The organism is Streptomyces sp. NPDC037083, from assembly GCF_055606485.1.
In genome coordinates, this window is the sequence record NZ_JBVJSQ010000004.1 from 388,824 (window position 1) to 406,883 (window position 18,060).

An 18,060-nucleotide genomic window follows, 5' to 3' on the forward strand; every position below is an offset into this window, starting at 1 on the left:
ACGTCTCGTGCAGCACTCGCACCCGCACCCGCCCAGGCCCCGCAGACGAAGGGTCGTCCTCTCCGCGCTGACCGTCACCGCGGCCCTGGTCGGCGCCGGACTGACGACGCTCGGCGCCGGCACGGCCGAGGCCGCCACGGCCCGCCAGGTCGAAGCCCTCGACCGGGGCGTCGTCAGCGTGCACACCGACAGCGGCAACCTGGTCAGCTGGCGCTGGCTCGGCACCGACCCCGACAGCGTCTCCTTCAACGTCTACCGGGCCGGCGTCAAGGTCAACGCGTCCCCGGTCACCGGCCCCACGAACTACTTCCACTCCGGCGCCCCCGCCCAGGCCGACTACACCGTCCGCGCGATCGTGGGCGGCGTCGAGCAGGCCGACTCGGTTCACGCGATCCAGATGCGCACGGGCTACAAGGACGTCCCGATCAGCCCGCCGGCAGGCGGCACGACCCCCGACGGCGTCGCCTACACCTACGAGGCGAACGACGCCTCCGTCGGCGACCTGGACGGCGACGGCGCCCTGGACATCGTCCTGAAGTGGCAGCCGACCAATGCCAAGGACAACTCCCAGTCCGGCTACACCGGCAACACGGTCCTCGACGGCCTCCGGCTCGACGGGACCCGCCTGTGGCGGATCGACCTGGGCCGCAACGTCCGCTCCGGCGCCCACTACACCCAGTTCCAGGTGTACGACTACGACGGCGACCGCAGGGCCGAGGTCGCCGTGAAGACGGCCGACGGCACGGTGGACGGTACCGGCGCGGTGATCGGCAGCTCCTCCGCAGACCACCGCAACTCCAGCGGCTACGTGCTGTCCGGCCCCGAGTACCTGACCATGTTCGACGGCCGCAGTGGCAAGGCGATGCAGTCCGTCGACTACGTTCCGGCCCGCGGCACGGTCTCGTCCTGGGGGGACGCGTACGGAAACCGCGTCGACCGCTTCCTCGCCGGAACCGCCTACCTGGACGGTTCCCGCCCCTCGCTGATCATGGCGCGCGGCTACTACACGCGTACCGTCATCGCCGCCTGGGACTGGCGAGGCGGCGCCTTCACCCGTCGCTGGACCTTCGACACCAATGCCTCCGCCAACACCGGCAGGGGCTACGACGGCCAGGGCTCCCACAGCCTCTCCGTCGGGGACGTCGACGGCGACGGCAGGGACGAGGTCGTCTACGGCGCGATGGCGGTCGACGACAACGGCAGCGGCCTGTGGACGACGAAGACCGGGCACGGCGACGCCCAGCACCTCGGCGACCTGGACCCCTCACACGCGGGCCTGGAGTACTTCAAGGTCTCGGAGTCGGCCAGTCAGCCCGCCGAGCTGTACATCGACCCGGCGAAGGGAACGGTCAACTGGAAACTGGCGGCCTGCTGCGACAACGGCCGCGGAGTCGCCGCCGACATCTGGGCGGGCAACGCCGGCGCCGAGGTCTGGTCGGCCTCCGACACCTCGATCCGTGACGAGGCGGGCGCGGCCAAGGGCCGGGAACCGTCCTCTGCCAACTTCCTGTCCTGGTGGGACGCCGACCCCGTCCGCGAACTCCTCGACGGCACCCACATCGACAAGTACGGCACGTCCTCCGACACCCGCCTGCTGACCGGCTCGGGCGTCCACTCCAACAACGGCACCAAGGCGACGCCGTCCCTGTCGGGCGACATCCTGGGCGACTGGCGGGAGGAGGTCGTCTGGCCGACCGGCGACAACACGGCCCTGCGCATCTACTCGACGCCGTACGAGACGACGACGCGGATCACCACCCTGCTCCACGACACGATGTACCGCACCGGCCTGGCCTGGCAGAACACCGCATACAACCAACCGCCGCACCCGAGCTACTTCCTCGGCGACGGAATGGCGGCGGCGCCGCGCCCGACGGTCCACACGCCCTGAGCGAGCGGGTGCGCGTCCCGTCCCCGGGGCGCGCACCCACGGTCGTCAGCGCACCGCGCAGCTCTGCTCACCCAGTTTGAACGCCGCCGGTTTCGCGTTCGACCCCGACCAGCTGCCCGTGAAGCCGAAGCTCACGGACGACCCGGCCGCCACGTTGGCGTTCCAGCTCACGTTCTTCGCCGTCACCGTCGAACCCGACTGCGTGTAGTCGGCGTTCCACAGCTGCGAGACGGTCTGCCCGTTCGGGAAGGCCCAGCTGAGGTTCCAGCCGGACCAGGCGCTCATGCCCGTGTTGGTGAGCCTGACGTCCGCCTGGAATCCCCCCGACCACTGGTTGGTGATGGCGTACGTCACCGCGCAGGCCCCGGTCGGCGTGGGGTCCGTCGGGTCGGTGGGATCCGTACCCCCGCCTCCGCCGCCGGTGTCCGAGGTGTCGCCGTAGACGACGCCCCGGCCGTTCGTCGACACGTACACCCGCCCGTACACCCTCGGGTCGCCCGTGATCGCCGCGCCCGTCCAGCCCCACTGGTGGGCGTCGTCGTTGACGCGGGTCCAGGTCGCGCCCTTGTCCGTGGAGCGGAAGATGCCACGGACACCGGCGATCTTCGCACTGGTGTAGAGGGTCTGGTACGACGCCCCCGTCGCCGCCTTGCCGAACCCGATCGTGTCGGCCTGCTCGACGTTCGACAGCTTGGCGAAGGTGGCGCCGCCGTCGGTGGAGTGCCACAGCCCGTACGCGCCGTCGCTCGCGCCGCCCGCCAGCCAGACGTCGCCCTTCGTGCCGGGCAATGCCTTGAAGCGCACGCTGTCGCCGCTGGGCAGACCGCTTGCCGCGGACGCGGTGAACGTCGCGCCGCCGTCCGAACTCACGTAGAACCTGCCGGACTTGAACCCGTAGAAGACCTTGGGGTCGACCCGGTCCGACTCGACGGCCGCACCGGCCGGGATCCCGCTCGAGGCCTGCCACGACGTGCCGAAACCGGTGGTGTACTGCACCGCGGCGCCCGCCGGACTCCACACGAACCGGGCGCCGTCCGCCGCCGCGGCGACCGTTCCCCCGCCGCTGACCCCCGAAGGGTCCGCCCCCGCGAACCAGTTGGCGCCGTTGTCCGTGGAGAAGGCCACATGCGGGCCGGAGTCCAGGTCCCCGACCCGCACCACCGTGTTCGGGTTCGCCTCGGCGAAGTCCAGGCCGGTCGTCGTCGTGAAGTTCGGCGAGGCGAACATCATCGACGGCACCTTCGTCAGATCCGTGTGGCGGAAGCCGCCGACGTCGCCGAGCGCGCTGAGCAGGGGCGCGCCGGACGGGGGAGAGGCGAGGTCGTTGACCGCCGTCTCCTCCAGCCCCTGCACCATAGGCTTGACGGTGAACCGGCCCCCGCTGTCCCAGTCGGCCAGGTTCTCCGTGCCGTAGATCGTCGCGCCCGTCCCGTACATCATCCGGCTGGAGTTGAACGGGTCGATCTCCAACGCCTCGGTCATCCAGCCGAGTTTGGGTGCCTGCTCGGGCGGCGACGGGTTGGCGCCCCAGGTCAGCCACGGCGACGAGGAGACGTCCATCGTGTACCGGTTCGCGCGGTCGGGGTACGACGTGTAGTCCCACGCCTTCGTCCAGGTGCCGCCGCTGTCCGTGGAGCGGAAGATCTGGGTGTCCGGCCACCAGGAGCTGTACGCCGTGGCCATGACGGTGCCGGGCTTCTGGCGGTCGACGGTCAGTCCGCTGAAGCCGTAGTACGTGTCGGCCTCCGCCACCGGACTGATGTCCGTCCAGGTCCCGGTCGCCGTCGCGTACCCCCACAGCCGGCCCTTGCCGCCGTCGTAGGGGCCGCCCTTGTCGCTGTACGCGATGTACAGATGGCCGTTGACGGCGTCCAGCACGCCCTTGTGCGCCAGGTATCCCGTCGGCTGTCCGGCCAGCCGCGTCCAGGTCGCCCCCGCGTCGGTGGAGCGGTAGACCGCGTTGTCCTTGTCCGCCACGCCGACGTAGAGGGTCTTCGTCGCCGTGCCCGAGGCGCCGGTCGACTCGTCGAAGGTGACCCACACGATGCCCTGGTTGTCGGAGGCGTAGCCGCTCGTGTCGGCCGGATCCTGCCGGTAGTCGCCGACGTTGGGGAAGTTCGTCACCTGCGACCAGGTGACGCCCGCGTCCGTCGACCGCCACAGGCCCCGGCCGCTCGGCGCGCCCAGGTACAGCACGCTGTTCCGGTTCGGGTCGACCGCGAGCCGCTCGCCCATGCCGCGGCCGGGCATGTTGCCGCCCAGCTTGAACGGCAGATCCGTCCTCTGCCAGCTCGCGCCCCGGTCGGCGGAGCGCAGCACGGCCCCGTTGCCCGGGTCCCAGCTGTTGGTGTAGGTGCCGACGGCCGCGTACACCCGGTCCGGGTCGACGGAGTCGGAGGCCAGGCTCACCACGCCGGTGTGTCCCCAGTCCGTCCAGCCGACCGAGTCCAGCAGCGGCGTCCAGGTCCTGCTCGGCTCCTGCCAGCGGTACGCGCCGCCGATGTCGGTGCGCGCGTAGGCGAGGTTCTTCTCCTTGCGGTTGAAGACGATGCCCGGCACGAAGCCGCCGCCGTCGATCCGGGCGTTCTTCCAGGTGTACGACTCGGCGGCGAGCGTCGCTTTCGGGTTGCCGTCCGCGGCCAGGGCGGGCGGGCCGCCCGCGAGCAGACCGGCGGCGAGCACCAGCGCGGCCGTGAGGATGCGGGTTCTTCGCACGGTGGGGGTCCTTCCTCGCGAATAGCCAGGGGGAGGAGTTCGGCGCGGGGGGAGGGGCGGGACGTGCGGTCGCGGGACGTGCGACTGCCGGGCGGCCCCCTGTGCGGGTGGGGGCCGCCCGGCCGGGGCCCCGTCGTCAGGTGACGGGGCCACGTACGCGGAACCTTCGAGCGACTCCGGCGACGGGCGGTGCCGACCCGCGCCCCGCAGGGGTGCGAGGGACGCGGGGGACCGCGCGACCGCCACGTCCGGCCCGCCGAGGGGTACCGTCCGACGCGCGGAGCCGCTCGGCGGGGGCTATTCCAGAAGCTCCGCGTACGAGCCCATGGCCAGGGCGATGTCCGCCTGGGCCCAGAACCGGTGGTACGTGAACACGGGCGCGGCGCCGCCCGCGAGATAGCTCTCGATCTTCGACCAGGCCGGGTCGCTCTTGTAGAAGGACCTCAGCGAGGCGAAGGTCGAGGAGGAGTTGATCGTGTCGCCGTTCGGCATCCTGCCGCTCCAGCCGCTCGGGACGTACACGCCGTCGTCGAAGCGGTTGTAGTCGGCGCGGGTCTCCGGGACCGCGATGCCCAGGGCGTCCTGGTTGTTCGCCCACATCCCGTCCAGGAGCGCCTTGGCGGTCGTCTTCGCCTCCGTGTCACCGGACTTGGCGGCGTAGTACGTCAGGGTCTTGGCGTACGCGGCGGCCACGCCGACGTCGTCGGTGTAGTCGGCGACGGTGACGTGAAGTCCCGTGTTGGCGCCGGGACTCGACGCGTTCCAGGTGTCGGGCTGGCCCGACCACTGGAGCGTGGAGGGGATCCGGAAGGTGCCGTCGGGGTTGATCGTGGTCTTGGACAGAGCCCAGTCGACCCACTTGTCGAGGACCGCCTTGGCGCTCGCGTTCCCCGTCTGCTGGTAGTACTCGGCGACCCGCTCCATCGACCACGCCTGGAAGCCGAACCACTGGTTGGACGGCGGGTCGTGGTAGACGGGCTGCTGGTCGTAGTACATGCCGTAGAAGGTCGACGTGCCGGCCGGGGGAGTCGCGTAGCGGCCCGCCCAACTGTTCGTCGCCCCGCCCGCGATGGCGCCCTCGCTGGACTGCAGCCAGCGGTAGAACTCCAGCTGCCGGCCCAACGACTTCGCCCAGTCCGCCTGGCCCGTCGACGACTTGGGCTTCAGGTCGGCGTAGCTGCTGAGCGCGTAGGCGGCCAGGGGGTTCTGGTAGCCGCCGTGGGTGTGACTGGAGCCGATGCGCCAGGCCCAGCCCGCGCTGGTGTCCGTGGCGCCGCCCCAGGCGTAGTACCAGGACAGCAGGTAGTGCGAGGCGTCCTTGCCGGTGCCGGCCGGGCAGGCGGTCGGTCCGACGCAGTTGCCGATCTTCTTGAAGTACTTGTCGTACATCGCGTAGCGCAGGTAGTCGCCCATCTTCGCGGCCTTGCCGACGGTCGTGGAGACGTCGCCGCCCTTGCCCTGCGCCGTGGCCCAGACGTCCGCCCAGTACGCGGCCTGCACCGCGCGCGCGTCGGCGTCCGGCGCGTTGGTGAACTTCCACTGCTTGGCGTAGGAGGAGTCGCCGGTGAACAGGTCCAGGTATCCGTTCGTGCCGCCGTACTTGAAGGCGTCGCAGGTCGGCTGCGGCACGGTCTCCCACACCGACTCCTGCGCGCCGCGCTGGAAGGTGTTGATGTAGGACGGGCCGGTGTCCGACGGTCCGGCCTCGCACTTGCCGGGGGCGTTGCCGTAGCCGTAGGTGTTGTCGACGTCCTGCAGCCAGTGCATGCCGTACACGTCGTCCGTGCCGTAGGCCGTCTTCAGCTCACCGGCTATCGGGTCCGATCCCACGGACACGCCGGAGTCCAGCTTCGCCGGATACTCGTTCGGGGTGTCCAGCTCGGGCGCGTACGTCGCCGGCTTGGATGCGTTGTAGAACGAGTTGGTCGGCTGGTCGGCGTGGGTGGGGATCATGTACTTCTCCATGATGTCCCAGGCGCCGTTGAACTTGGTCCAGTCGCCGGTGATCTTCCCGTACATCGCCTGGAGCCAGAGGAGGTAGCTGTAGGCCTCCGAGGTGGTCTCGTGGCCGTGGTCCGGGGCCTCGACGATCAGCGTCTCGACCGAGTGGTAGGGGATGCCCTCGGGGGAGAAGTAGCCGTTCGCGGGGTTGGTGATCTTGCCGTAGAGGTCGAGGAACCGGGCGTCGTACGCCTTGGCGCCCGCGATCTCGGTGGCGGTGACCGAGGCCTTCGCGTGTCCGGTGGCCGTCGACTCGAAGGTCGCCGCGCCGGTGCCGGAGGCGTTGGCGGTGATGGTCACGTTCTGGGCGGTGCTCCAGTTCGACGGCGTGAAGGTGAGGCTCGCGCCACCCGTCACCGTCAGGCCCGTGTTGCCGGTCGTCCGCGCGGTCGTGACGGTCACGTTGGCCGGCGGCCGAGTCGACAGCTTCAGTGAGTAGGAGCCCGTCTTGCCCTGCTGCACGGCCAGTTGGTTGGTGGAGGCGACCACGGCCGGTCCCGAGGCGACCGTGATGCCCACCGGCGTCGAGGACGCCGACGCGCCCAGGCTGTCGTAGGCCTTGGCGACCAGCGAATGACTGCCCACGGACAACCCGGAGGCGGACAGGGAGTACGGGGAGCTCGTGTCCGTGCCCAGCAGGGTCGTGTCGTCGTAGAACTCGATCTTGGTGATGGTGGCGTTGTCGGCGGCCGCGGCGGTCGCCGCGAGCGGCACGGCGTCGCCCTGGGTGTAGACGGCGCCCGCGGTCGGACTGGTCAGCACGGTGACCGGCGGCTGGTGCGCGCCGGCACAGGTGGTGCCGTTGACCGCGAAGCTCGAGGGAGCGGCGTTCGCGCCGCTGTAGGTGAACTGCGCGCCCGTGCTGACCGCGGCCCCGGCGGCGACGGTCCCGTTGTACGAGGCGTTGTTCACCGTGATCTTCTGGCCGGACTGGGCCCAGCTGCCGTTCCAGCCGTTCGAGAGCTTCTGGTTGCCCGCGTAGGAGTACGTCAGGGTCCAGCCGTTGATCGGATCGGTGCCCCGGTTGGTGAGGGTCAGATCCGCGGTGAACCCGGAGCCCCAGTCATTGGTCTTGTAGTCGACGCTGCACTGAAGTGCCGCCGCCTGGGCGGGGGTTGTGCTCGTGCTCAGCATGGCGAGGGGAAGCGCGAGGGCCGCCACGGCGGCGGTCCACAGCCGCCGCGCCCCGCGGCGTCTGCGTGAGGGATCCATGTGCTGGTTCCTCCTTGCGGCTCGGAGAAGTGGGGGGAGGAGCAACAAGCCTTGAACCAGTGGGAGCGCTCCCATAGTGGGGATGGGGGTGAACGCGGTCAAGGTGCTTGAAGAGTCGAAAACATTCGACGCGGCAAGTTGAGGGAAAGTCAGCAACCCCTCTGTTCTTTGCCAGCGCTTGGAGCTAACTTCGAGACACCAGTGGGAGCGGTTCCATCAGTCGACGCGTTCGTCGCGACGCGCCTGAGCTGCAAGGAGTCGCTCATGCGGCACCCCCCGCGTTCCGTGCTCACAGCCGTGTCCGGCTCGGTCGCCCCGTCGCGATCGCCCTGCTGCCGGTCGTCACGGCGCGGGGAGCCGCGTACGTCTTCAAGCGCAACGGCACGACCCGCGACGTCGACTCGGAACCCGCGCCGACGCCCACCCCACCACACCGCCCTCGACCGATCCGCCGGTCACCGGTGACGGCCCGCCCGTGTCGCGCGTCTCGGGGAACCGAGTCGTGGACGCCGACGGGAGGAGCCGCCGGCTGCTCGGCGTGAACCGGTCCGGCGGCGGTCCATGTGCGCGCGTTGCGTACCGGGCCGAGGCGACCGGGACGGGCCCGTCGCGGCCGCCGTCGAGGCGATCGCCGACTGGAACGTCGACACCGTCCGGAACCGCTCCTTCGGTCCGTCCCTGATCTCGGGCCGCGACGGCACGCCCGCGGTCCGGGGCGCCCGCCTGGGCGACCGCCTGCGCGCACCCGACGGGCAGGCGCCGTCCGGCTCCACCGCACCGAACCACCGGTCAGCACCACCGCACCGCACACCGATCGGAACCATCGAAGAAACGGACAACTCCCCGCAACCAAGAAGGAAACCCGCACTCATGAGCCGTAGCAGAACAGCGGTACTCGCCGCGCTGGCGCTGGTCGCCGGCGCCTCCGGGACGGCGCTCGCGGTCGTCCCCGGCGATCCGGGCATCGCCGCCATCCCGTGCAGCGTCGACTACAAGGTGCAGAACGACTGGGGCAGCGGCTTCACCGCCGCCGTCACCGTGACCAACAACTCGGCGGCCAAGTCGAGTTGGGCGGTGAAGTGGGCGTACGCCGGCAGCCAGAAGGTCACCAACGCCTGGAACGCCAAGGTGACCCAGTCCGGTACGGCCGTCACCGCCGCCAACGAGACCTACAACGGGACGCTGGCGAGCGGCGGTTCGGTCAGCTTCGGATTCCAGGGCACCTACAGCGGCACCAACGCGATCCCGTCGTCCTTCACCCTCGACGGCGTGACCTGCAACGTCGACAGCGGTACCGGCGGCCCCACCGATCCCGGCCCGACCGATCCCGGCCCGACCGACCCCGGCACCCCGTCCACCAAGGTCGACAACCCCTACGCCGGCGCCAAGGTGTACGTGAACCCCGAATGGTCGGCGCACGCCGCAGCGGAGCCGGGCGGCAGCCGTGTCTCCAACCAGCCCACCGGTGTCTGGCTCGACCGCATCGCCGCCATCAACGGCGCGAACGGCGGCATGGGTCTGCGCGCCCACCTCGACGCGGCCCTCGCACAGAAGGGCAGCGGCGAGGAAGTCGTCCAGCTGGTCGTCTACGACCTTCCCGGACGGGACTGCTCGGCCCTCGCGTCCAACGGCGAGCTGGGCCCGACGGAGATCGACAAGTACAAGACGCAGTTCATCGACCCGATCGCCGCGATCCTCTCCGACAGCAAGTACGCGGGCCTGCGGATCGTCACCACCGTCGAGATCGACTCCCTGCCGAACCTCGTCACCAACACCGGCGGCAAGGCCACCGCCACCCCGGCCTGCGACACCATGAAGGCCAACGGCAACTACGTGAAGGGCGTCGGCTACGCGCTGAAGAAACTCGGCGCGATCCCCAACGTCTACAACTACATCGACGCCGGTCACCACGGCTGGCTGGGCTGGGACGACAACTTCGTCCCCTCCGCCCAGATCATGTACCAGGCCGCCACCGCCGAGGGCGCCACCGTGGACGACGTCCACGGCTTCATCACCAACACGGCGAACTACAGCGCCCTGAAGGAGAACAACTTCACCATCAACGACTCGGTGGGCGGCAAGTCGGTCCGTGAGTCCAAGTGGGTGGACTGGAACCGCTACGTCGACGAGCTGTCGTACGCCCAGGCCTTCCGCAACCAGCTGGTGTCGACCGGCTTCAGGTCGAACATCGGCATGCTGATCGACACCTCCCGCAACGGCTGGGGAGGCGCCGCCCGGCCCACCGGACCGGGCGCCACGACCAGCGTGGACACCTATGTCAACGGCGGCCGCTACGACCGTCGCATCCACGTCGGCAACTGGTGCAACCAGTCCGGCGCCGGCCTCGGGGAGCGCCCGAAGGCGGCACCGGCCGCCGGGATCGACGCCTACGTGTGGATGAAGCCGCCGGGTGAGTCCGACGGCGCCAGCTCCGCCATCGCCAACGACGAGGGCAAGGGCTTCGACCGGATGTGCGACCCGACCTACACGGGCAACCCCCGCAACGGCAACAGCATGTCGGGCGCCCTGCCGAACGCCCCGCTGTCCGGGCACTGGTTCTCGGCCCAGTTCCAGCAGCTGATGCAGAACGCCTACCCGCCGCTGTAGGACGTTGCGCGGATCCGCGCGCGGTGAGGCGAGCGTGATCCGCGCGCGGTGAGCCGACGGTGATCCGCCGGGGCGTTGTGCCCTCCCGGGCACGGCCCCGGCGGAGCGCGAACCCGACCGCGGTGCGGTCCCCCTCCGGCCGCCCCGGCACGTCCGGGGCGGCCGGGCACTGCGTTGGCCGGGGACGTGAGAGCGGGCGCGGTCGCCGTGGTGCGGCCGCGCCGCGTGCGGCGGTGACAGGTCACCCCAGGTCGCCCAGGGCGCAGGCTGCCGGGGCCGTCCGGTGGCGTACCCGACCGGACGACGCCACGCAGACATTCCCCCGACGGGGAGCGGGCGCGGGCCCACGCGCTCGGACGGTGCCGCAGGCATCCCCCGGACGGGGGATCCGGCGGCGAACCGGCTTGCCGTCCGCATCGCGTTTTTTGCCGTCCCGGCAACAGGAGTGGCCGTGGCCCGGTGCGTCGGAGCACGCTGACGGCACACCGGACGAGAGGCTGACCACCATGGCGCACCCACCGCACGCATCCCACGGCGACCAGCACACCCCCGAGCACGGCAGTGCCCACGGACACGGACACGCGCACGACACCGACATCGACTGGGCCGAGATGGCCCCGCACCTCGAAGCGCAGGCCGAACTGTTCACGCCCCTGTACGAGCGGGCCCTGTCCTGGCTCGGAAAGGAGGTGACCGAGCCGGGGCTGATCGTGGACGTCGGCAGCGGCCCGGGCGTCGTCTCCTGTCTGTTCGCCGAGACGTTCCCCGGTGCGCGGGTCATGGCGGTCGACGGTTCCGCTCCGCTGCTGGAGCGGGCGCAGCAGCGGGCCGGATGGCTCGGCCACGGCGACCGCTTCGGCACGCTGGCCGGTGAACTGCCGGGAGTCCTGCAGGAGTTGGACTATCCGGCCGACCTGCTGTGGGCCGGTCGCAGTCTGCATCACCTGGGCGACCAGCGCGCCGCCCTGACCGCCTTCGCGGAGCGGCTCGCCCCCGGCGGAACGTTGGCGATCATGGAGGGCGGCCTGCCGTCCCGGTTTCTGCCGCGCGACCTCGGCTTCGGGCGGCCCGGGCTGGAGGCGCGGTTCGACGCGCTGCAGGAGGAGTGGTTCGCGCGGATGCGGGCCGGCCTGCCCGGCTCCGTGGACGAGACCGAGGACTGGGCGGCGCTGCTCGGCGCGGCCGGCCTGAAGCACGCCCGCAGCCGCAGTTTCCTGCTCGACCTGCCCGCACCCGCTTCCGACCGGGCCCGCGCCTACATCGCCGCGTCCCTGTCCCGGCTGCGGGACGTCTTCGGCGACGCCCTCGACTCCGACGACCGCGCCACGCTGGACCGGCTGCTCGACCCACAGGACCCGGCGGGCGTGCACCGCAGGGCGGACGTGTTCGTGCTCGCGGCACACACGGTGCACACGGCCGTGAAGCCGGTCTAGCGGCGGCCTCGACTCCACCCCATGACAGCAACTCCACCTGTTTCAGCTTGACTTGGAGAGCGCTCCAAGTGATGGACTGCACGCCGTGCGTCGCCCGTACAGCGGGGCGACGCGGCGCAGGCGGCACAGTCAACGTCATGGGGGCACGTCATGAGCAACACTTCCGGCACTGCGGACGCACCGGTCGCACTGATCACCGGCGGCGGCAGCGGCATCGGCGCAGCCGTCGCCCGGCAGCTGCTGGACGCCGGACACCGGGTCACCGTCACCGGCCGCGGCGAGGAGCGGCTGCGCGCCTTCGCCGCGGAACTCGGCGAACCGGAGGGGCTGTTGACGATCGCCGGGAACACCGCCGACTACGACAGCGTCCAGTCGGCGGTCGACCGCACCCTGAAGGAGTTCGGCCGGCTGGACACGGTCGTCGCCAACGCCGGGACCGCCACCCACGACTCGGTCGCCGAGGGCGACCCGGCCGGCTGGACCGACATGGTGCTGACCAACGTGCTCGGCCCCGCCCTGCTCATCCGCGCCTCGATCGACGCCCTCAAGGAGACCCGGGGACGGATCGTCCTCGTCGGCAGCGTCGCCGGGTTCGTGCCCACACCGGGCAACGTCTACGGGGCGACGAAGTGGGCGGTGACGGGTCTCGCGGAGAACACCCGCCGCCAGGTCACCGAGTGGGGCGTCGGCGTGACGCTGATCGCGCCCGGCCGGGTGGAGACCCCGTTCTGGGACAGCTACGGCACTCTGCCCCCCGGGCATCTGCTGACCGCCGACCAGATCGCCGACTCCGTCGTGTGGGCGATCCGCCAGCCCGCCGGCGTCGACGTCAACACCGTCGTCGTCCGCCCCATCGGGCAGCCCAACTGACGAGCCGACGCGTCGAGGGCGCCCCCCGACCGGGGAGCGCCCTCGACGCGTGTGCGGGGGAGTGCACCCCCGTTCGTGCTCAGACGACGTCGAACGTCCCCGGGTCGGGGCCGATGCGCCGGTCCTCGTTCAGGGCGCTGATCGCCGCCAGGTCCTCGGCGTCGAGGCTGAAGTCGAACACGTCGATGTTCTCCTTGATCCGCGACGGCGTCACGGACTTGGGGATCACGACGTTGCCGAGCTGGAGGTGCCAGCGCAGCACGACCTGGGCCGCGGTGCGCTCGTGCTTGCGCGCGATGGCCACGATCGCCGGGACCTCCAGGAGGCCCTTGCCCTGACCGAGCGGGGACCAGGCCTCGGTGGCGATGCCGTGCTCCGCGTGGTGGTCGCGGAGGGCCTGCTGCTGCAGGTGCGGGTGCAGCTCGATCTGGTTGACCGCCGGAACGACCGAGGTCTCGCCGATCAGCCGCTCCAGGTGCTCCGGCAGGAAGTTGGAGACGCCGATGGCCCGTGCGCGGCCGTCCGCGAGGAGCTTCTCGAACGCCTTGTACGTGTCGACATAGGTGTCACGGGCCGGAAGCGGCCAGTGGATGAGGTACAGGTCCACGTAGTCCAGGCCGAGCTTGTCCAGGGAGGTGTCGAACGCGCGGAGCGTCGAGTCGTACCCCTGGTCGGCGTTCCAGAGCTTGGTGGTGACGAAGATGTCCTCGCGGGGCACGCCGGAGGAGGTGATGGCCTTGCCGGTGCCCTCCTCGTTGCCGTAGATCGCCGCTGTGTCGATGCTGCGGTACCCGGCCTCCAGCGCGGTGGAGACCGCCTGCTCGGCCTCGTCGTCCGGCACCTGCCAGACACCGAAGCCCAGCTGGGGCATCTCGACGCCGTTGTTGAGGGTGATCTGGGGGACCTTGCTGCTCACGAGCTCTTGATCCTTCGGTTGTCCGTCAAAGTGAGTACTCCCATCGTCAACGATCAGGGCGGGCTCAGCATTCCTGCCCCTCGGATCCGTTGCCCGGGAGTCTGCCGGAAACCCGTCTCATGTCCGTCGGGAATCCGTCTCACCGCCATCGGCGACTTCATGTCCGGTAGAGCGCGTCGACTTCGTTCGCGTAGGCGTTCTCGATCGCCTTGCGCTTCAGCTTCAGCGACGGGGTCAGCAGCCCGTGCTCCTCCGTGAACGGCTGGGCGAGGATACGGAAGGTGCGGATCGACTCGGCCTGTGACACCAGTGTGTTCGCCGCCACGACGGCCCGGCGCACCTCGGCCTCCAGGTCCGGGTCGCGCACCAGCTCGACGGGCGTCAGCTGCGGTTTGTTGCGCATCTGAAGCCAGTGCTCGACGGCCTCCGGGTCGAGGGTGACCAGGGCGGCCACGAACGGCCGGTCGTTGCCGACGACGATGCACTGGTTGACCAGCGGATGGTCGCGCACCCGCTCCTCCAGCAGCCCGGGTGAGACGCTCTTGCCGCCGGAGGTGACCAGGATCTCCTTCTTGCGGCCGGTGATGGTGAGGTAGCCGTCCTCGTCGAGGGAGCCGAGGTCGCCGGTGGCGAGCCAGCCGTCGTGCAGGGTCTCGTCGGTCGCCTTGGGATTGTTGAGGTACCCCTGGAAGACGTTCTGGCCGCGCAGCCAGATCTCGCCGTCGTCCGCGATGTGCACGGTCATGCCGGGGATGGCCTGGCCGACCGTGCCGTACCGCGTCAGTTCGGGCGGGTTGGCGGTCGCGGCGGCCGTCGTCTCGGTCAGGCCGTAGCCCTCGTAGATCTGCACGCCCGCACCGGCGAAGAACAGGCCGAGTCTGCGGTCCATGGCCGAGCCGCCGGACATGGCGTGCCGGACGCGGCCGCCCATGGCCCCGCGGACCTTGGCGTAGACGAGCTTGTCGAACAGCTGGTGCTGCATCCGCAGACCGGCCGAGGGGCCGGGGCCGGTGCCCCACGCCTTCGCCTCGACGGCCTCGGCGTAGTTCACCGCCACCTCGACGGCCTTCTCGAAGGGCCCGGCCCTGCCCTCCCGCTCCGCCTTGCGGCGGGCCGCGTTGAAGACCTTCTCGAAGATGTAGGGCACGGCGAGGAAGAACGTGGGTCTGAAGGCGGCCAGGTCGGGGAGCAGGGCGGCCGCGTGCAGCTGGGGCTGATGGCCGAAGCGGACCCTGCCGCGGATCGCGGCGATCTGCACCATCCGCCCGAAGACGTGTGCGAGCGGCAGGAACAGCAGGGTCGCCGCCTCGTCGCCCTTCCTGGAGTGGAACACCGGCTGCCACCGCTCGATGACGGTGTCCGCCTCGAACATGAAGTTGCCGTGCGAGATGAGACAGCCCTTCGGCCGGCCCGTCGTTCCGGAGGTGTAGATGATCGTCGCGGTCGAGTCCGGAGTGACGGCTTCCCGGTGCCGGTGGACCACCTCGTCCTCGATCGGGGCGCCGGCGTCGTACAGCTCCTGCACGCAGCCCGAGTCCAGCTGCCACAGCTGCCGCAGCCGGGGGAGGCGGTCGATGACGGTGGCGATCGTCATCGAGTGATCCTCGTGCTCGACGACCGCGGCCGTGCACTCGGCGTCGTAGAGCATCCAGAAGCACTGCTCGGCGGAGGAGGTCGGGTACACCGGCACCACCTGCGCGCCGATCGTCCACAGGGCGAAGTCGAACAGGGTCCACTCGTAGCGGGTGCGGGACATGATCGCGACGCGGTCGCCGAAGCGGATGCCCTGGGCCAGCAGGCCCTTGGCCAGGGCGAGGACCTCGTCGCGGAACTCCGCGGAGGTGACGTCGCGCCACTCGCCGTGCTCGTCCTTGCGGCCGAGGGCGATGAGGTGGGGGTCGTCCTGGGCGTGCTGGAAGACGACGTCGGCCAGACCGCCGACGGGCGGTGCCAACGCCAACGGAGGGTTGGTGAACTCGCGCAAACCCGCACCCCGCTTCTCATGGCCGCACAGCGCCGTGAAAGCTACCCCACCCGACGACGGGGCGGGAGGGGCACGGAAAGCGAGTGATGCTCTCGTCTGCGCTGGTCGGTACCGGAAAATGGGCTCACATGGGGAAGGGTCGGACAGAAACCTGACGGTCGAGTAAGTTTCGGCACCGTAATCTCCACCGAATCTGCCCGTACCGCTTACGCCGTCCGACCCCTCCCCGGGCCCGTCACGGCCCGCACCGCCCGGCCCCTTCCCCGCGAGTCCGGCGCGGGGGGTCGCCTCTCCTCCGACAGCGTCGGAGCCGCTGATTCCGTTACTCCCGTCCCGGCCGCGCGCCGCCCTGACCAGGGCGAGGGCCGTCCCGGCGGGCCGGACCCGCCGCCGCGCGCCGGTGCAGACGGTCGCCGCCGGCCAGGATCGCCGCCGCCAGCGCGTCGGCCGTGCCCCGCGCCGACGTCCTCCTGCGTCCGTGCACCAGCACGAAGTCGACCCGCCCCAGCTCCGGTAGCCCCACCCGCTCCGGGATCCTCACCAGACCCGGCGGGATCAGGCCGCGCGAGTGCGCCATCACGCCCAGGCCCGCGCGCGCCGCCGCGATGAGGCCGTTGAGGCTGCCGCTCGTGCAGACGATCCGCCAGGCCCGCCCCTGCCGCTCCAGCGCCTCCAGCGCCAGCGCGCGGGTGATGCCGGGCGGCGGGAAGACGATCAGGGGTACCGGACGGCCGGCGTCCAGGCGCAGCCGCTCGGCCCCGATCCACGCCAGCTCGTCGTGCCACACCAGCTCGCCGCGCGGATCCTCCGGGCGCCGCTTGGCGAGCACGAGGTCCAGCTTCCCGGCGGCCAGCTGTTCGTGCAGGGTCCCCGACAGCTCCACGGTGAGTTCCAGGTCGACCTCGGGATGGTCGTGGCGGAAACCCTCCAGGATCTCCGGCAGCCGGGTCAGCACGAAGTCCTCCGAGGCGCCGAAGCGCAGTCGCCCGCGCAGCCGGGTGCCGGTGAAGAACGCCGTGGCCTGCTCGTGGACGTCCAGGATGCGGCGGGCGAATCCGAGCATCGCCTCGCCGTCCTCGGTCAGTTCCACGGAGTGGGTGTCCCGGGTGAACAGGGCCCGGCCGGTCGCGTCCTCCAGTCGGCGCACGTGCTGGCTGACGGTGGACTGGCGCAGCCCGAGCCGGCGCGCGGCCTGCGTGAAACTCAGCGCCTGGGCCACGGCGAGGAAGGTCCGCAGCTGGGAGGGGTCGTACACACCCACCACGGTAGCGCTGTCATCGCGATACGCGATGACAGTGAGAGTGGTGTACGGGATTCCCGATCACGGTGCCGAGGAGGACGATGGAGGGGGCCTTCCGGGCCCGACGCACACCGCCGAACCGCACGTGGAGCACCGTGAAACGCCTGCACTGGCCGAGTCGGATGCCGGTCGACCCCTACGTCCTGCTACTGCTCGGGACCGTCGGGCTGGCGGCGCTGTTCCCGGCCCGCGGCACCGCCGCCGACGTGGCCTCGGGCGCCTCCACCGCCGCGATCGCCTTCCTCTTCTTCCTGTACGGCGCCCGTCTGTCCACCCGTGAGGCGATGGACGGACTGAAGCACTGGCGGCTCCACGTGACCGTCCTGGCCTGCACTTTCGTGGTCTTCCCGCTGTTGGGCCTGGCCGCGCGCGGTCTCGTCCCGGTCTTCCTCACCCAGCCGCTCTACCAGGGGCTGCTCTTCCTCACCCTGGTCCCGTCGACCGTCCAGTCGTCGATCGCCTTCACCTCCATAGCCCGCGGCAACGTGCCCGCCGCGATCTGCGCGGGGTCCTTCTCCTCGCTGGTCGGGATCGTCGTCACCCCGCTGCTGGCCGCCGCCGTGCTCGGCAGCAGCGGCGGCGGGTTCTCCGCGGACTCGCTCGTCGAGATCGTGCTGCAGCTGCTCGTGCCGTTCGTCGCGGGACAACTGCTGCGCCGGTGGATCGGCGGATTCGTCACCCGGCACAAGAAGGTGCTGGCACTGGTCGACCGCGGTTCGATCCTCCTGGTCGTCTACACCGCCTTCAGCGAGGGCATGGTCCAGGGCATCTGGCACCGGGTGAGCGCCGTACGACTGGGCGGGCTGCTCGTCGTCGAGGCCGTCCTGCTCGCGCTGATGCTCGCCCTGACCTGGTACGGCGCGAAGGCGCTGCGGTTCGGCCGCGAGGACCGCATCGCCATCCAGTTCGCGGGCTCCAAGAAGTCGCTGGCCTCCGGTCTGCCCATGGCGAGCGTCCTGTTCGGCGCGCACGCCTCCCTCGCGGTGCTGCCGCTGATGCTCTTCCACCAGATGCAGCTCATGGTGTGCGCGGTGATCGCCAAGCGCCGCGCGCGGGATCCGCTGGAGCCGTCGAGGGAACAGTCCGGCGAGCGGGCACCCGCTCGCGCGTGAGGCGCCTCGGCGGTGGCCG

Annotated in this window: 10 protein-coding genes and 1 pseudogene; 6 read left to right on the forward strand and 5 right to left on the reverse strand. The window is 70.8% G+C overall.

What is annotated here, in order from left to right; genetic code table 11:
• The first annotated feature begins 7 nt into the window (after positions 1-7).
• Positions 8-1,891: a rhamnogalacturonan lyase gene (locus ACZ7DE_RS13840; protein ID WP_470760715.1), complete on the forward strand. Its 1,884-nt coding sequence runs from the start codon at positions 8-10 to the stop codon at positions 1,889-1,891.
• 45 nt (positions 1,892-1,936) lie between these two features.
• Here ACZ7DE_RS13840 and ACZ7DE_RS13845 read toward each other — a convergent pair whose 3' ends face one another.
• Both ACZ7DE_RS13845 and ACZ7DE_RS13850 read right to left on the reverse strand, forming a co-directional pair.
• Positions 1,937-4,606 (reverse strand): cellulose binding domain-containing protein, encoded by a 2,670-nt coding sequence (locus ACZ7DE_RS13845; RefSeq protein ID WP_470760717.1) that lies wholly within the window; start codon positions 4,604-4,606, stop codon positions 1,937-1,939.
• A 297-nt stretch (positions 4,607-4,903) separates the two neighbouring features.
• Complete coding sequence (locus ACZ7DE_RS13850; protein WP_470760718.1) at positions 4,904-7,819, reverse strand: glycoside hydrolase family 48 protein; 2,916 nt, start codon at positions 7,817-7,819, stop codon at positions 4,904-4,906.
• A 368-nt stretch (positions 7,820-8,187) separates the two neighbouring features.
• Between ACZ7DE_RS13850 and ACZ7DE_RS13855 the strand changes: the two are divergent.
• The 4 genes and pseudogenes from ACZ7DE_RS13855 to ACZ7DE_RS13870 all read left to right on the forward strand — a co-directional run.
• Positions 8,188-8,476, forward strand: a pseudogene (locus tag ACZ7DE_RS13855) (cellulose-binding protein); the annotation flags it as partial.
• Between the two features lie 213 nt (positions 8,477-8,689).
• Complete coding sequence (locus tag ACZ7DE_RS13860; protein ID WP_470760720.1) at positions 8,690-10,426, forward strand: glycoside hydrolase family 6 protein; 1,737 nt, start codon at positions 8,690-8,692, stop codon at positions 10,424-10,426.
• Positions 10,427-10,932: 506 nt separating this feature from the next.
• Positions 10,933-11,859, forward strand: coding sequence for a class I SAM-dependent methyltransferase (locus ACZ7DE_RS13865; RefSeq protein ID WP_470760722.1), 927 nt, complete (start codon positions 10,933-10,935; stop codon positions 11,857-11,859).
• 150 nt (positions 11,860-12,009) lie between these two features.
• Positions 12,010-12,729, forward strand: a complete 720-nt coding sequence (locus ACZ7DE_RS13870) for an SDR family oxidoreductase (protein ID WP_470760724.1) — start codon at positions 12,010-12,012, stop codon at positions 12,727-12,729.
• Between the two features lie 79 nt (positions 12,730-12,808).
• Here the strand turns inward: ACZ7DE_RS13870 and ACZ7DE_RS13875 are convergent, their stop codons facing one another.
• The 3 genes from ACZ7DE_RS13875 to ACZ7DE_RS13885 all read right to left on the reverse strand — a co-directional run bounded on the left by ACZ7DE_RS13875 (position 12,809) and on the right by ACZ7DE_RS13885 (position 16,884).
• On the reverse strand, positions 12,809-13,645 hold the full coding sequence (locus ACZ7DE_RS13875; RefSeq protein ID WP_470760726.1) for an aldo/keto reductase: 837 nt from the start codon (positions 13,643-13,645) through the stop codon (positions 12,809-12,811).
• A gap of 157 nt (positions 13,646-13,802) precedes the next feature.
• Positions 13,803-15,629 carry an AMP-dependent synthetase/ligase gene (locus tag ACZ7DE_RS13880; protein WP_470760728.1) on the reverse strand — a complete coding sequence of 609 codons (1,827 nt, stop codon included), beginning with the start codon at positions 15,627-15,629 and terminating at the stop codon, positions 13,803-13,805.
• 322 nt (positions 15,630-15,951) lie between these two features.
• Entirely contained in the window at positions 15,952-16,884 is a 933-nt protein-coding gene (locus ACZ7DE_RS13885) for a LysR substrate-binding domain-containing protein (protein WP_470760730.1), read from the reverse strand.
• 140 nt (positions 16,885-17,024) lie between these two features.
• Here ACZ7DE_RS13885 and ACZ7DE_RS13890 point away from each other — a divergent pair, with 140 nt between their 5' ends.
• Complete coding sequence (locus ACZ7DE_RS13890; protein WP_470760732.1) at positions 17,025-18,041, forward strand: bile acid:sodium symporter family protein; 1,017 nt, start codon at positions 17,025-17,027, stop codon at positions 18,039-18,041.
• Positions 18,042-18,060: the final 19 nt, after the last annotated feature.